The sequence below is a fragment of the Streptomyces anthophorae genome (genome assembly GCF_049310305.1).
Taxonomy (GTDB): Bacteria; Actinomycetota; Actinomycetes; order Streptomycetales; family Streptomycetaceae; genus Streptomyces.
Map to the genome: position 1 here is coordinate 8,690,459 of NZ_JBLWQQ010000001.1, position 14,645 is coordinate 8,705,103.

General features: G+C 71.2%; 15 protein-coding genes. 8 read left to right on the forward strand and 7 right to left on the reverse strand.

The genetic code is table 11. The features are described from left to right. Positions 1-5 precede the first annotated feature (5 nt). Complete coding sequence (locus tag ACNYS0_RS39615; RefSeq protein WP_422481208.1) at positions 6-1,373, reverse strand: ferredoxin reductase family protein; 1,368 nt, start codon at positions 1,371-1,373, stop codon at positions 6-8. Positions 1,374-1,500: 127 nt separating this feature from the next. Between ACNYS0_RS39615 and ACNYS0_RS39620 the strand changes: the two genes are divergently transcribed. Both ACNYS0_RS39620 and ACNYS0_RS39625 read left to right on the forward strand, forming a co-directional pair. After that, positions 1,501-2,235 carry a response regulator transcription factor gene (locus ACNYS0_RS39620; RefSeq protein WP_422481210.1) on the forward strand — a complete coding sequence of 245 codons (735 nt, stop codon included), beginning with the start codon at positions 1,501-1,503 and terminating at the stop codon, positions 2,233-2,235. Further along, on the forward strand, positions 2,232-3,716 hold the full coding sequence (locus ACNYS0_RS39625) for a sensor histidine kinase (RefSeq protein WP_422481212.1): 1,485 nt from the start codon (positions 2,232-2,234) through the stop codon (positions 3,714-3,716). Before ACNYS0_RS39620 ends, ACNYS0_RS39625 begins: the two co-directional genes overlap by 4 nt. Before the next feature lie 20 nt (positions 3,717-3,736). On the opposite strand, the gene ACNYS0_RS39630 is transcribed toward ACNYS0_RS39625, so the two are convergent. Beyond that, positions 3,737-5,257, reverse strand: coding sequence for an MFS transporter (locus ACNYS0_RS39630; RefSeq protein WP_422481214.1), 1,521 nt, complete (start codon positions 5,255-5,257; stop codon positions 3,737-3,739). Positions 5,258-5,445: 188 nt separating this feature from the next. On the opposite strand from ACNYS0_RS39630, the gene ACNYS0_RS39635 reads away from it, so the two are divergent. Continuing rightward, positions 5,446-5,904, forward strand: coding sequence for an SRPBCC family protein (locus ACNYS0_RS39635; protein ID WP_422482893.1), 459 nt, complete (start codon positions 5,446-5,448; stop codon positions 5,902-5,904). Here the strand turns inward: ACNYS0_RS39635 and ACNYS0_RS39640 are convergent. Beyond that, complete coding sequence (locus tag ACNYS0_RS39640) at positions 5,901-6,545, reverse strand: TetR/AcrR family transcriptional regulator (protein ID WP_422481216.1); 645 nt, start codon at positions 6,543-6,545, stop codon at positions 5,901-5,903. The genes ACNYS0_RS39635 and ACNYS0_RS39640 overlap by 4 nt on opposite strands. A gap of 123 nt (positions 6,546-6,668) precedes the next feature. On the opposite strand from ACNYS0_RS39640, the gene ACNYS0_RS39645 reads away from it, so the two are divergent. Further along, the gene (locus ACNYS0_RS39645; protein ID WP_422482894.1) at positions 6,669-7,562 is read left to right on the forward strand and encodes an NADP-dependent oxidoreductase; all 894 of its coding nucleotides are present in this window, start codon (positions 6,669-6,671) and stop codon (positions 7,560-7,562) included. Between the two features lie 490 nt (positions 7,563-8,052). On the opposite strand, the gene ACNYS0_RS39650 is transcribed toward ACNYS0_RS39645, so the two are convergent. Next, positions 8,053-8,976: an alpha/beta hydrolase gene (locus ACNYS0_RS39650; RefSeq protein ID WP_422481218.1), complete on the reverse strand. Its 924-nt coding sequence runs from the start codon at positions 8,974-8,976 to the stop codon at positions 8,053-8,055. A gap of 67 nt (positions 8,977-9,043) precedes the next feature. Here ACNYS0_RS39650 and ACNYS0_RS39655 point away from each other — a divergent pair, with 67 nt between their 5' ends. Then, positions 9,044-9,520, forward strand: coding sequence for a MarR family winged helix-turn-helix transcriptional regulator (locus ACNYS0_RS39655; protein ID WP_422481220.1), 477 nt, complete (start codon positions 9,044-9,046; stop codon positions 9,518-9,520). Between the two features lie 117 nt (positions 9,521-9,637). Here ACNYS0_RS39655 and ACNYS0_RS39660 read toward each other — a convergent pair whose 3' ends face one another. Together ACNYS0_RS39660 and ACNYS0_RS39665 are read right to left on the reverse strand one after the other, a co-directional pair. Continuing rightward, positions 9,638-10,315, reverse strand: coding sequence for an AIM24 family protein (locus ACNYS0_RS39660; protein ID WP_422481222.1), 678 nt, complete (start codon positions 10,313-10,315; stop codon positions 9,638-9,640). 147 nt (positions 10,316-10,462) lie between these two features. Continuing rightward, positions 10,463-10,684 (reverse strand): hypothetical protein, encoded by a 222-nt coding sequence (locus ACNYS0_RS39665; RefSeq protein WP_422481224.1) that lies wholly within the window; start codon positions 10,682-10,684, stop codon positions 10,463-10,465. 390 nt (positions 10,685-11,074) lie between these two features. Between ACNYS0_RS39665 and ACNYS0_RS39670 the strand changes: the two genes are divergently transcribed. From ACNYS0_RS39670 to ACNYS0_RS39680, 3 genes are all read left to right on the forward strand, one after another. Further along, positions 11,075-11,434 (forward strand): hypothetical protein, encoded by a 360-nt coding sequence (locus ACNYS0_RS39670; RefSeq protein WP_422481226.1) that lies wholly within the window; start codon positions 11,075-11,077, stop codon positions 11,432-11,434. A gap of 84 nt (positions 11,435-11,518) precedes the next feature. Beyond that, a complete protein-coding gene (locus ACNYS0_RS39675; RefSeq protein WP_422481228.1) occupies positions 11,519-12,634 on the forward strand; it encodes a PP2C family protein-serine/threonine phosphatase in 1,116 nt (371 codons plus the stop codon). Positions 12,635-12,646: 12 nt separating this feature from the next. Beyond that, on the forward strand, positions 12,647-13,390 hold the full coding sequence (locus tag ACNYS0_RS39680; protein ID WP_422481230.1) for an HAD family hydrolase: 744 nt from the start codon (positions 12,647-12,649) through the stop codon (positions 13,388-13,390). A gap of 6 nt (positions 13,391-13,396) precedes the next feature. Here ACNYS0_RS39680 and ACNYS0_RS39685 read toward each other — a convergent pair whose 3' ends face one another. Further along, positions 13,397-14,602, reverse strand: coding sequence for a methyltransferase (locus tag ACNYS0_RS39685; RefSeq protein WP_422481232.1), 1,206 nt, complete (start codon positions 14,600-14,602; stop codon positions 13,397-13,399). Positions 14,603-14,645 lie beyond the last annotated feature (43 nt).

Here is a 14,645-nt window from a genome sequence, read left to right on the forward strand (position 1 = left end):
GGGCCTCACAGTTCGAAGGACTCGTAGTGGATGCGCCCGGCCGGGACCCCGGCGGCGCGCAGGGCGTCGTACGCGGCGAGCGACATGCCGCGCGGCCCGCACAGGTACACGTCGTGCCGGGCCAGGTCCGGCAGCAGGGCTCGCAGCCGCTCGGCGGTGATCGGGGTGCGCGCGCCGTCCGGGCCGTTGAGGGCGTACACGAGGCGGGCCCGGCGCGTCGCCGCGATGGCCTCCAGCTCACCGCGCAGCGCCAGCTCCTCGGCGGTGCGCGCCCGGTAGAGCAGCGTCAGGTCGCCGGGCGCCGCGGGCAGCGTCTCGAACAGGGTGCGCAGTGGGGTGATGCCGGTGCCGCCCGCGATCAGCAGCACCTTGCCGCGGCTGCGGCGGCCCGCGGTCAGTGCCCCGTAGGGGCCCTCCGCCCAGACGCGGGTGCCGCGCCGCAGCGTGGCGACGGCCCCGCTGTGGTCGCCGAGCGCCTTGACCGTGATCCGCAGGTGGTCGGGGTTCGGCACCGCCGACAGCGAGTACGGATGGCAGGCGCCCCACATGCCGGGGGAGAGGAACCGCCAACGCAGGAACTGCCCCGGCACGGCGCCGAGTTGGTCGAGTCGATGTCCGCGCAGCCACACCGAGTAGACGTCGGGTGCCTCGCGGACGACGGCCTCCACGCGTATCCGGTGGCGAAGATTCAGCCGCAGGGGCGTCAGGACGCGGAACCACAACACCAGGCAGGCCGCCGCGCCGTACAGCATGTACCAGGCCGCACGGGCGGGCGCGCTCGCCACGAAGTCCGCGCCAAGGGCGAGTTGGTGCCAGAAGGCGAGGAACACGGCGGCATAGGTGAGCAGGTGCAGGTAGTACCAGGTCTCGTAGCGCATCCGGCGGCGCACGGCCCGCACCGAGGTGTAGCCGACGGCGAGCAGGATCACCGCGCCCGCCGTGCCCTTCAGCATCTCCGGCAGGTCGAGGACGATCGTGCCGAGCTCCCGCAGCGGGTTCAGGTGGGCCTGGGCCGCGTAACCGAGGGTGATCAGCACGATGTGGGCCAGCAGCAGGCCGATCGTCCAGCGGCCGGCCGAGGCGTGCCAGCGGGCCGTGCGGTCGCTGCCGACCCCCCGCTCCAGCCACGGCACCCGGGCCATCAGCATGATCAGCAGGGCGCACATGTAGCCGCAGAGCAGTCCGGTGATCCGGCCCGCGCCGTTCAGCCAGCCCGCCTGGCCCAGCACCGAGCCGGTGTCGTGCCACCACAGGGCCAGTACGGCGCATCCCCCCGCCCAGGCCGCCGCGAGCAGCGGTACGGCGGGGGAGCGGTGACGGCGCGGGGCGGACAGCCGGTGCCGCACCGGCGGTGGACTGTGGGTGGTGGCCATGGGCTGCTCCTCACGGGCGGTGGGCTGCCCACTGTGGTGCGCGAACCTCTGAGCCGGCTCTGAACGGCGGACACGCGCGGCAGGCTCAGAGGAAACTCAGAGGGAACCGAGAGATGCTGGAGCGGCCATGACCTCACGCCCAGCGGCACTGACCCGCCCCGACGGCACGCCCGTGCGTGTCCTCGTCGTCGACGACGAGCCCGACCTCGCGGAGGTCGTCTCCGGTGCCCTGCGCTACGAGGGCTGGGAGGTGCGCACAGCGGCCACCGCCCGTGCGGCCGAGCGCGAGGCCCGGGACTTCCTGCCGGACGCCGTCGTCCTCGACATCATGCTGCCCGACCGCGACGGCCTGTCCGTGCTGCGCGACCTGCGCGCCGTGCAGCCCCATGTGTGCGTGCTGTTCCTGACCGCGCGCGACACCGTCGAGGACCGCATCGCGGGGATCACCGCGGGCGGCGACGACTACGTGACCAAGCCGTTCAGCCTCGGCGAACTGGTCGCCCGGCTGCGCGGACTGCTGCGCCGGGCGGGGATGACCCGGGAGCGGGCCAGCTCTTCGCTGCTGGTGGTCGGCGACCTGGAGATGGACGAGGACGCGCACGAGGTCACCCGCGGCGGCGCTCCCGTCGACCTGTCGCCAACGGAGTTCGAGCTGCTGCGCTGTCTCATGCGCCACCCGCGCCGCGTCCTGAGCAAGCCGCAGCTGCTCGACCTCGTGTGGTCCTACGACTTCGGGGGCCAGGCCCATGTCGTGGAGCTGTACATCTCGTATCTGCGCAAGAAGGTGGACGCGGGTCGCGAGCCGATGATCCATACGGTGCGCGGAGCGGGGTACGTCCTGAAGCCGGCGGACGGCCGGTGAGGTACCCGCGGCTGCGCACCCTGCGGGCCAGGTTCACCGCCGCGCTGCTTGTGCTGCTGGCCGTCGGCTCCGCCGCCGTGGGCCTCGCCGCGGTCCTGGAACTCGGCGGTTTCCTCACGGACCGGCTCGACCAGCAGCTCTCCGACACCGGCAGCGCCTTCCCCGCGAGCCTCGAACACCCGGTCTCCGGACACGACGACCACGACGGCGACGAGCACGGCGACACCCGCCGCCAGGCCTCCGGCACCCTCGGCATCCGCCTGGTCGACGGCGCCGTCACCAACGCCGCCGTGGTCCGCCAGGGCAGCGACACCAGCGACCTCGTCGCCGTCGACCTCGACACCGGTGACGAACGGGCGCTTGCCGCCGTCCCCGTGGACGGGCGCGGCCACAGCGTGGAGCTGTCCTCGCTCGACGACTACCGGGTGATGGCCTGGACCGGACGGGACGGCGACGTGCTGCTCACCGGCCTCCCGCTGGAACCGGTGGAGGCCGCCGTGCACCGCCTCGAACTCGTGGCGGGCAGCGTCTTCGGCCTGGTCCTCGTCGGCGCGGGCGTCGCGGGCGCGCTGTGGGTGCGCTGGTCGCTGCGCCCGCTCAGCCGCATCGCCTCGACCGCGACCCACATCAGCGAACTCCCGCTGGCCAGCGGCGAGGTGGCGCTGCCCGCCCGGGCCCCGGACACCCGGCCCCGCAGCACCGAGGTCGACCAGGTCACCCTCGCGTTCAACCGCATGCTGGGCCACGTCGAGAACGCCCTCACCGAACGCCAGCGCAGCGAGGAGCGGCTGCGCACCTTCTCCGCCGACGCCAGCCACGAACTGCGCACCCCGGTCGCCTCCGTGCGGGGCCACGCGGAACTCGCCCTGCTCCACCGGGGCCCCGTTCCGCCCGAGGTCACCCACGCGCTGGAACGCATCGCCGCGCAGTCGGGCCGGATGGGCGCCATGGTCGACGACCTGCTGCTGCTCGCCCGCCTCGACGCGGGACGCCCCCTGGAACGCGAACCGGTGGACCTCACCCGGCTCGTCCTCGACGCCGTCACCGACGCACGGGCGGCGGGCCCCGGCCACCGCTGGCTCCTCGACCTCCCCGAGGAGCCCGTGACCGTGGTCGGGGACGCCCACCGCCTCCAGCAGATCCTCGCCAACCTGCTCACCAACGCCCGCCGACACACCCCGCCCGGTTCGGAGGTCACCTCCGGTCTGGCCGTCACCGGAGACACCGTCGAGCTGACGGTCTCCGACAACGGCCCCGGCATCCCCGCCGAGCTGCGCCCCCACCTCTTCGAACGGTTCGTGCACGGCGAAGGACCGCGCGAGGACACGGCGGGTACGGCGGGCACCGGCCTGGGGCTCTCCATCGTCGCGGCGGTGGTGGCCGCGCACGACGGGTCGGTCGCGGTGGAGAGCGAGCCGGGCGCGACGACGTTCACGGTGCGACTGCCGCGGAGCGTGCGCGACCACGGGCGACCCGACTGAGGTTCGCCCTCGACGGCGCCCTACCGGAGTGACTCCTCGCCCGGCTCCAACGCCGGTGCGCAGACGCCGAGATGGGACCGGCACTGCGGGCGGGGAGCGTCCGCCAGGCGCGGGCGCACCGCCCGTGGCCGGATGAACAGGGCCGCGGTGGCCGCACCCAGCACGAACAGCGAAGCGCAGCCGACCGCCGCCCGGTGGAACGACGTGTCCACCGCCTCGGGCCGCGTATAGGCATCGCCCGACAGGCCGACGGCCAGCGGCAGCGCCGCGACCACCAGCAACTGCGCCACCCGCGCCGCGGTGTTGTTGACCCCGCTCGCGAGACCGGCGTGCTCCGGTTCCACCGACGCGAGGACCGTCGTGGTGAGCGGGGCCACGAAGAGGCTCATGCCGAGCCCGAGAACGGCGACCGCGGGCAGCACATCGGCCGCGTACGACGACCCGGGGCCGATCCGCAGCATCAGCAGCACCCCGACCGCGGCGACGGCGGGCCCCACGACCAGCGGAGGCGTCGGCCCCACCCGGCGCGCCAGATCGCCGGCCCTGGGGGAGAGCAGCAGCATCAGCGCGGTTTCCGGCAACGTGGCCACCCCCGCCTCCAACGCGTCGTACCCCAGGGCGACTTGAAGCTGGACCGGCAGCAGGAACAGGATGCCGCCGATCCCCGCGTACAGGCACAGCGTCATCCCGTTCGCGGCGCTGAACAGGCGCGAGCGGAACAGTGACAGCGGCAGCATCGGAGCGGCCCGCCGCCGCTCCACGGCCACGAAGGCGGCACCGGCGGCCAGGCCGACGAGCGCGGGCACTCCGGTGGACACTGCGGACGCGCCACCGCCCGACGATCCGATCAGCGCGTAGCTCACCCCGGCCAGACACACCGCCGCCAGCACGGCGCCCAGCTGGTCGAAGGGGGCATCCGCCGCCGCGGCGTCCCGGCTCTCGGGGACGTACCGCACGGCGATGACCAGTACGACGGCGGCGATCGGCACATTGATGAGGAAGATCCACCGCCACCCGGGCCCGTCGATCAGCCACCCGCCGAGAAACGGTCCGAGCGCGCCCGCGACACCGGTGAGCCCCGACCAGGCGCCCACCGCGCGGGCCTGGTCGTCGGGATGGAACACCGACCGCACGAGCGCGAGCGACCCGGGAGTCAGCAGCGCCCCGCCGACCCCCTGGAGCGCCCGCGCCGCGATCAACGTGCCCTCGTTCGGGGCGAGTCCGCACGCCGCGGAGGCGACAGCGAACCACGCCACCCCCAGTACGAGCGCCCGCCGCCGCCCGATCCGGTCGCCCATCGCGCCGCCCCACAGGAGCAGCGCCGACAGGGTCAGCATGTAGGCGTTGACGACCCATTGCAGCGCGGACAGGGAGGCACCGAGGTCGCGCCCCATGGTCGGCAGCGCGACGTTCACGACGGTGCCGTCGAGCATGGCCATCCCGGACGCCAGCACCACGCAGGCGAGGATCCACCGCCCGCGCGCCGACGAGAGCCGGACGCCGGGGGCGGTGTCGGGTGGAGGACCGGCCGTCGCTGCCATGGCGCACATTCTCGCCGAGCCACCGTCCGTACGCGACTGTCGGTATCCCCTCCGGCGGCGTACGCCTCCCAGGCGCGGCGAGGAGCCCGCTGCTAGCTTTGTCCTGAAATGTGCCAGCCGTATCCGCACGTGTCGCCGGTTTCGCCGGCACCCGCCGGGAACCTGGGAACAGGAGCGTGACCGACCCCATGGCCAGGACCCGCCGACTGATCCTGAGCTCGCCCGCCGAGGTCTGGGCGCTGCTCTCGGACGGCTATCGCTACGGGGAGTGGGTGACGGGCACCAAGCGGGTGCTCGACGTCGACCCCGCCTGGCCGGACGTGGGCACCGCGCTGAAGGTGCGGGTCGGCCTCGGCCCGCTGACCCTCGACGACACCAGTACGGTCCGGATCTGCGAGCCGGAACACCGCCTCGAACTGGAGGCGAAGGCGGACCCGTTCGGTGCCGCCCGCATCGCGATGAACCTCATCCCGTGGGCCGAACACACCCTCTTCGTCCTCGACTGGCACCCGCTGAGGGGGCCGGGCACACGGATGCACGGGCTCCCGGTCGACTACCTCGTCGCGGTCCGCAACGGGATGATGCTGACGAAGCTGGCGCGGATCGCGGTGGAGGAACACGCGAACGCGCCGCGCACCGCCTTCTAGCGCCGACTCCGGGCGGCGGCGCCGCTGTCGGCATGGGTATCGGCACCGGTATCGCAATCGGCCGCCGGGCGTCCGGCCTCCCAGGCGGCCTCGACCATCCGGAAGATCTCGTCGAGCGCGGAATCCGGTTCGGCCGCCTCGCGGGCCAGCGCGAACGCATCGATCACGAACCTCGCGATCGTCCGGCAGGCCGTCGCGGTGTGCCGCAGGCCGGGGTCGGCGGCGATGGCCGCGGCCAGCGACTCCGCGTGGCGCAGCCGCATCGACTCCTCGTACTTCCGCAGGGCCGCGGAAGACTCGATCATCTGCCAGATCGGTACGGAGCCGTCCGCCGTGCAGTGCCGGACAAGCGCCTCGATCTCGCGGCGCAGTGCGGGGATCAGCGGTTCGTCGGGACCCCGGTCGGAGACCGCCCGCGTGAGCCGCTGCTCGAAGTCCTGGTCCTGCTCGAACACCAGGGCCTCTTTCGAGGCGAAGTGGGAGAAGACCGTGGTGACGGCCACGTCGGCCTCGGCCGCCACGTCGCGGATCCCCACCGCGTCGTACCCGCGCTCCAGGAAGAGCCGCAGAGCGGTCTCGGCGATCTTCTGGCGGGTCGCGGCCTTCTTGCGCTCGCGACGTCCGGGCTGCGGCTCGTTCATGCGCGAACGCTAGCAGATCCAAAAGAACAACAACTCTGAAAACTTAACCGTCATGAAAAGCTAACGGTTAGTGCTACGGTCGGCCGCATGGAGAACGCAACGGCCATGAAGGCCACGAAGACCATGAAAAAAGTGAACTTCGACGAGTTCGGCGGCCCGGACGTGCTGCACCTGATCGATGCGGAGAAGCCCCGTACGGGCCCCGGCCGGATACGCATCGCCGTGCGTGCGGCCGGTGTGAACCCCGTTGATTGGCGGATCCGCGAAGGGCAGGTCCTCGGGGCCCACCCGACCCAGCTGCCCTCAGGGCTCGGGCTGGACGCCGCTGGGATCGTGGACGAGGTCGGCGAGGGCGTCGCAGGAGTCGAGATCGGGGACCGGGTCTTCGGTGAAGGCATCGACACCTACGCGGAGTTCGCCGTGCTGACGGCCTGGGCCCACATGCCGGAGGGGCTGACGTTCGAGGAGGCCGCCGGGTACCCCTCCGTGGTGGAGACCGCGCTGCGCCTCATCAGCGAGGTCGGTGTCGAGCCGGGGCAGACGCTGCTCGTCAGCGGCGCGTCCGGGGGAGTGGGCTCCGCGGTGCTCCAGATCGCCCGCGATCGGGGCGTCGAGGTGATCGGTACGGCCGGGGCCGCGAACCAGGACTACCTGCGGGGCCTCGGCGCCCGTGCCACGACGTACGGAGAGGGCTGGGTCGAGCGGGTACGGCAGCTCGGCCAGGTCGACGCGGCGCTCGACCTGGCCGGCTCGGGCGTGATCCGCGAACTCGTCGAACTGACCGGTGACCCGCAGAAGGTGATCACCATCGCCGACCTGGGAGCACCCGAGTTCGGGGTCCGGTTCTCCGGCGTGGCCGGGAGCGTGCCGGAAGCCCTCGCCGAGGCCGTGGCCCTCATCTCGCGGGGAAAGCTGCACATCCCGGTCGAGACGTCGTACACACTGGCCGAGGCCCCGGCGGCACACGTCGACAGCCACGCCGGTCACACGCGCGGGCGCCGGGTCCTGGTCGTCTGAGTGGTTTTCCCCTAGTGGGACTTTGTTAGGTGGCTGATCGCTCGGTGGCCCAGGAACGCCGACGAGCTGGTCAAGTACTGGCTCCCCAGCCTGCTGCCGGTGACCACGGCCCACCTGTTCCTGCCCGACCTGCCACCACCCCGCACCCTGGCAGCCCTACGACACCACCTGCCAAAGTCCTCCCAGGGGGCGGGATCGGACCCGAGCGGGAAGAGTGGCGACGCGTCCGACGGCGGCAGGAACTCGGTTCCTGACCATTCCCGCCGATCGGCAGGTACGGCTCGACGAACTCCCATTCGTTGTCGGCCAGTTGCACTCGCGTCACGTAAGAAGATCTGGCATCCCGGCATGAGCCACCGCCCACGGAGAACGCACCCCCGGAGTCTTGAACGGCCTTCGGAGCGGGGTGGGGTGCCGGCCGTCGGGAAGAGGAACGGCGAGCCAGGGCCTGGGGTTCGGACCGTGGTCCGTATGAGACCGCCTGCGGGCGTCAGCCCGCCGACGTGCGTGCCGTGCCCCTGGTGCGGATGTGCTGACTGAGGAAGAGAGCGGCGCGGTCCAGTGCCTCGTCGGCCTCGTCCAGGATGCCTGTGAACGCCTGGAAGACATGTGGAACGTCAGCGGTGATGTCAAGGATGACGTCCACTCCGGCTTCCCTCGCGCGCGTGGCCATGCGTACGGAGTCGTCCAGGAGTATTTCGTTGGTGCCCGCCTGCAGAAGCATCGGAGGGAAGCCGGTCAGGTCGGCGAGGGCGGCGGGGCTGAGCATGGGCTGATGCGGATCCTGTCCCGCGAGGTACATGGTCGCGGTGTGTTCCAGGCCCTCACGCGTGAAGAACGGGTCGATGCCCGCCTTGGTGTCCATGCTCTCGCCCGTCCTGGTCATGTCGAGTCCGGGGGAGAACGCCACGATTGCGGCGGGCATGGGCAGGCCCGCATCGCGGGCGGCGAGGCAGGTGGTAACGGTGAGGCCGCCACCGGCGGAGTCCCCGGCGAACGCGATCGCCGAAGGGTCTTCGCCGCTGTCGAGAAGTGCGCGGTAGGCGCTCACTCCATCCTCGATCGCGGCCGGGAACGGATACTCAGGGGCGAGCCGGTAATCCAGGGAGAACGCCCTGAACCCTGTTTTGGTCACCAGGTTCCCCGTCAGCGACATCGCCGTCTCCGGTGAACCGACCACGTAAGAGCCGCCGTGAAAGTAGAGGATCATCCCGGCCTTCGGAGTGCCGGGCGGCTCGACGAGCACCGCGGGGCGATCGCCGAGCGTCGCAGTCCGGGTACGGATCCCAGCCGGGACGATCATTTCCCCCATCATCGCCCTGAACCCGGCGCGGATCTCCTCCACCGACCGAAGGGCCTCCGGCTGAGGCCGTCGGACCATCGCGTCGATCTCCGCGCGCTGCTGCCTGCTCATTGTCGCCCCCATCGCGAGTGCATGCCAAGGAACTATATGCCTAGGCATGTAGGTTAGAATATATGCCATGGCATCTAAGTCAAGCCGTGGCCCGATCGACCTCCCGGGCTTCTTCGCCGATCTCGTCCGCTGCGAGACACGCCTCTACAACGCGCTGAACGACCGCCTTCGCGAGCGGCACGGGATCGTCACCTCGCAGTTCGAGTTCCTGCGCTTCCTGCGCGACCACCCCGGGTCCCGGATCGCGGACCTCGCCACCGAATTCGCCATCGGGATCGGCGCGACCAGCAAGGGCATCGACCGCCTGGAGAAGCAGGCATGGGTCATACGGCGAACTAATCCATCGGATCGCCGCTCATCACTGCTGGACCTGACCGCCGGAGGCCTGCAACTCGTCGAGGCGGCGGAGGCGACCTTCACCAAAACACTGACCGAGCTGACCGCAGACGTCCTGAGTGGTCCCTCAGGACTGGCCGCCGCACAGATCTTCTCGGAGTTGCGCTCTGTACTCGAACGCGACCAGATCGGCCTGCCCACAGGCTGACCGGCATGCGCATCCAGTGCGACTGCCCCTAGCCGCGTGAGCAGCGTTCGTCACGAGGGTGAATCCCTCGGACTGATCACGACGCGATACGCGCCCCAGTGCTCCCGAACAGCACACCTAGTGCTGCTGCGGCTTCTGCGGAGTGGCCTCGCTGGGGCGTACGACCACGAACCCCTCGCCCTCGAGCATCAGTTGCACGGCCTCTCCGGATCCGCCCCGGATCATCGAGCCCAGCGACTGCGAACGGTGCAGCGAGGTACGGAGGTTGGCGCTCCAGCCGACGACCGCGTCCGTGTCCACGTACACCGGCTGCTGCGGAGAGACGGGGAAGACGAGCGGGTTGCCCTCGCAGACAAGGCCGAGCCGCCCCTGCCCGGTGAACACACTGTTGAACAGTCCGCCGCCGCTGATCCCGGCGCCCTTCACCGTCTTGATCTCGTACGACAGTGAGGCGTCGAAGCACAGCACGTTGCGGCCGTTGACGGTGAACACGTCGCCGGGTTCGAGATCCACGACGAACACGTTCTGGGCCTCCTGCGCGAACCAGGCCTCACCCTGCCCGCGCACCTTCATCACGGGAAGCCCCTCCCCGGTGACGGCCCGCTTCAGCATGCCGCCGACGCCCTGCCCCTTCCGTTCGAACTGCAGATTCCCCCGGTAGGCGACCATCGCCCCCTGCCGGGCCAGCATCTCGCCGTCGATCACATACCGGATCGACTTGGCGTTCTGCACGGTCATGCCCGGCGCCGCGGCGGGCTGCACCATGTGCTCACTCGCGAAAAGATCACCCTTCATGCGGGCATCGTGGCCCGGAGGGAATCATTCCTACAAGAGTGGGGGCGGGCTGATGAGGGCCGGCTGACCCCGGCACCGCCCGACCGGCGTGCGCCGGGAGAAATGATCGAGCCCCCTGCCCGGTCGGCAGGGGGCTCGGTGCTGCGATCAGAGGGAGCCGTTGATGCTGATCTGGTGCGGCTGGGCGAAGGCGTTCTGCGCCTGGGCGGCGGCGCCGAGGGCGGTGCCCTGCGCCAGGCCGATCAGGTCGGCGGTGCCGACGGTCTTGTCGTCGATGGTGATGCTGCCTTCGGGGCTCAGGCCGCCGGAGACGCCGTCCAGGTCGGCGTCGGAGATCTCGAGGGCCTGAATCTGCTGAGCGGAGTTCATGGGGGAGTCCTTCGTACGGGGGGTTCATAGGGGAGTGGCGCGGGCGATCACACCACAGAGCGCGCCAGGCGGCCAGTCAAGGGCCGGTCCCACCGGGGCAGTTGATGAAACCGAGCCGACCATCATGTGGAGGCGCGCACGAAATCGGGTCGGTTCCTCCACCTCGCGTCCCGCACAGTGCGGATCACAGGCATTGCCTCCGGCGTACCAAGGGCGACATTTCCCAACCGGGGATACGAAGCGCCTCAGGAGTTGCGCACACTCTGTGCAAGTTCTGCGGCGCCACCACAAAGGGTGGGGCCGGGCCGGCGCCGACAGCATTGACGGTCCCCTCCCGGCCACGGGAAAATCCGCCGACATCGGGCGTTGCCCAGCGGATCGGGGGTCGCGGTGAGCGAGGAACGCAGGGGAGATTTCTCCGACGCGGACATCGACCGGGAGTTCGCCGCCATCGTCCGGCAGGGGGTACGGGACACGGCGGCTGACGCGGGACCCGAAGAAGACCCGGTCGACCGTGTTCGGCATGCGACGGCCGCGAACGTCGGGAAGCCGGCGTGGTACCTCGTCCCGTTGCGCATTCTGTGCTCGATGACCTTCTTCATGACCCTGTGGCTGTACATCGCGGTCCATGGCGGCGTCATGAACCACGCGCGCTGGGGCACCGCCACGCTGATCAGTTTCTGCGTGGCGGTCGGGAGCGGTGTCTGTCGAGGCGTCGCCAGGGCGAGGTACGACCGGCGAGCCCGGTAGCCGTCGCCCGTGTGCCGGTCCGCTGCCGCCCGGACGCCGGGGGCTGCCGCTGCACGTGCGGCGGGGGCAGTGTAGAGAGGAGGCATGTCGCAAGGTCACGACGTGCCTGGCCCGCCGGTGCGAGCGGGGCGGGCGCTGGTCGCCGTCCCGGTCGCCTGGATCGTCCTCGTGTCCGTCGTCGATGTGCTCGCACCGCCCCATATCCACCTGGGGCCGCTGCTCGTCGCGGCACCGGCGATCACACCGCTGTTCGGCGGGCCCCGAACGGTGGGTCTGGTGGCCGCGCTCGCGGTTGTCGCGCAGACGGTCATAGGCATCCTGCGGGACCCCGACGAGCTGCTCTCCGCCAATCACGAGGCGCAGATCGTCGCGCTGCTGGTGGTCGGGATCAGCCTCGTCGTCTTCTGCGTGCTGCGCGAGCGCCGCGCGAAGGAGCTGTCGCAGGTGCGGTACGTCTCCGAAGCCGCCCAGCGGGTGGTCCTTCCACCGCTGCCCCGGCAGCTCGGCCCCCTGCGAGCCGCCTCCTTCTACCTCGCCGCGGAGGCCGAGGCCCGGATCGGCGGGGACCTGTACGCGGCGGTGCGCACCACGACCGGCACCCGGTTGATCGTCGGCGACGTGCGCGGCAAGGGCATGACCGCGGTCGGCGACGCCGCGCTGCTGCTCGGGGCGTTCCGCGGCGCGGCCCACCGCCAGGCCGGCCTGGGGGAACTGGTGGCCTACCTCGAGCGGAGCGTGTGCTGGGGCCTGATGGAGCCGGGGGAGGCGGGCCGCTACGCGGAAACGTTCATCACCGCCACCGTCCTCGACATCCCGGACGGGGACGGCCCGGTGCACATGGTGTCCTGCGGTCACCCACCGCCGGTGGTCCTCCGCGACGGCAAGCCGATGACGGTGGACGCGAAGCATCCCGCCCCTCCGCTGGGCCTCGGAGAACTCACGGACCCGAGCCGCCACGTCGAGAGCTTCGACTTCGAGCCGGGAGACCTCCTGCTGCTGTACACGGACGGGGTCACCGAGGCCCGCGACACCGCGGGCGCCTTCTACCCGCTCGCCGAGCGCATCACCGGCTGGACCGGCCATGACTCCGACGCCTTCCTCGACCGCTTCCGGCGCGACCTGCTGCGCCATGTCGGCGGCGAGCTGGACGACGACGCGGTCATGATCGCGATAGAGCGCCCGGCGCTGCCCTCGGCGTGAACAGCGGCGCCCGTGACCGCCGGGCCCGAGAAGGCCGGCGCCCGCGAAGCGCGTGATCTACTACCGGGCATGCCGCTGATGCTGCTCGACCTGGACAACACCCTCGTCGACCGGGACGCGGCCTTCCGCGCCGCCGTCGTCGACTTCCTTGCGGAGCACGGCCTGGCGAGCGCCGATGCCGACTGGCTGATGGGCGTGGACGAGGGTGGATACGCGACGCGCCAGGATGTCGCCGCAGCAATGATTCATCGATATGGCGACAAGGTGCCTCCCGCTGCCGTCCAGGGCCTTCTTCGCGAAGGCGGCGCCGACCGCGTCGCCCTGACGAAGCCGACCCGCGAGGCGCTGGCCAGGGCTCGGTCGGACGGCTGGACCTGCGCCGTCGTCACCAACGGCCGCACCGCCCAGCAGAACGCGAAGATGCGCACCAGCGGACTCGACCGCATCGTCGACGGATGGGTGGTCTCCGAGGCGGTCGGCCACAAGAAGCCGGAACCGGAGATCTTCCGGGCGGCGGCCGCGGCCGTCGGTGCCCCGCTGGACGGCGCATGGGTCATCGGCGACTCACCGCACGCCGACATCGCGGGTGCCGACGCCCTGGGGCTGCGCAGCGTGTGGGTCTCGAACGGGCGACGCCGACCGTTCGACGGCTTCCGGCCCACCCATGTCGCCGTCGACGTCGCGGCCGCGATCGACCACGTACTGGCGCGGACCGAGGCGTGTTCCGGCACACCTGACGTGCCGGGTCACGCCTGAACGCCTTCAGGGGCGCCGGCCGCGTGCCTCTCGCTTGACCGCCTTCAGAATCACGAACTTGGCGTTGCTGGCGACGAGTTGACTGTTGCCGAACAGGCGGCGCAGCTTCACGTGGTAGCCGAGGTGACGGTTGCCCACCACCCACAGTTCGCCGCCGGGGCGGAGCGCCGCACGGGCCTGGCTGAACATGCGGTGTGCCGTCGCGTCCGTCGTGGCCTGGTGGCTGTGGAACGGGGGGTTGTTGAGGACCAGGTCGACCGAGCCGGGAGGTGTGTCGGCGAGGCCGTCGGCGACGCGGAACTCGGCCTTGCCGGGGCGGTCACCGGCGTTCTCCTCGTACGTGGCCCGCGCCGACGCCACCGCCTGGTGCGACTCGTCCGTGAACAGGACGTCCGCGTCGGGGTGGGTGAGCGCGGCGCTCGTGCCGACGACGCCGTTGCCGCAGCCCAGGTCCACGATCGTGCGGGCGTCCGTTCCCCGCGGGAGGTGCTGGAGGAGGAAGCGGGTGCCGATGTCGAGGTGCTCGGCACAGAACACCCCCGCGTGGTTGACGACCGGTCGGCCGGACAACGGTCCGATGTCGGACGGGAGCCGATAGGTGTGCGGCCACGGATTCGGAACGGAGCCGGGGTCGACCGCCGGGCTCGGCTCGCTGAAGATCAGACGGGCCTTCTTCTCCGCCAGCGACGTACGCGTCGGGCCGATGATCCGCTCGAACAGGTTCAGCGTCGAGGTGTGGATCTCCTTCACCATGCCGGTGCCGACCACCACCGTGTTCTCGTGCACGGCGCGACGCAGCCGGTGCAGCTGGTCCTCAAGGAGGGCGAGGCTCTTCGGGACGCGGACGAGCAGTACGTCGATGCGCGCGGGCGGGGCGTCCTGCGTGGTGAACAGGCGCGCGCCCGTGTGCCCGTTCCGCGTCAGGTTCGCGGCCGTCGCCCGTTGGCCGAGGTACGAGTCCGAGATCACGGTCGGCGAACAGCCGGGCACCCCGGTGAGCGCCGCGGCCAGCGCGCCCCAACGGTCGCCCACCACCGTCACCGCACCGGTCAGGTCCGTGCCGGCTTCGGCGAGGTGCCGCAGCAGGTACGTGTCCGCGGCGTCCCACGCGCGCAGCTGGTCGCGGGGGTTCTCCGGGAAACGGGTGAGGCCGAGGTCTCCCCAGGGAGTGGTCAGGAGAGGGGCCGAAGCGGGCTGATCTGTGCGGTTCATCGTGCAGCAAGGCTAGCGGAGACGCAGCTCAGTGGAGTGCGGC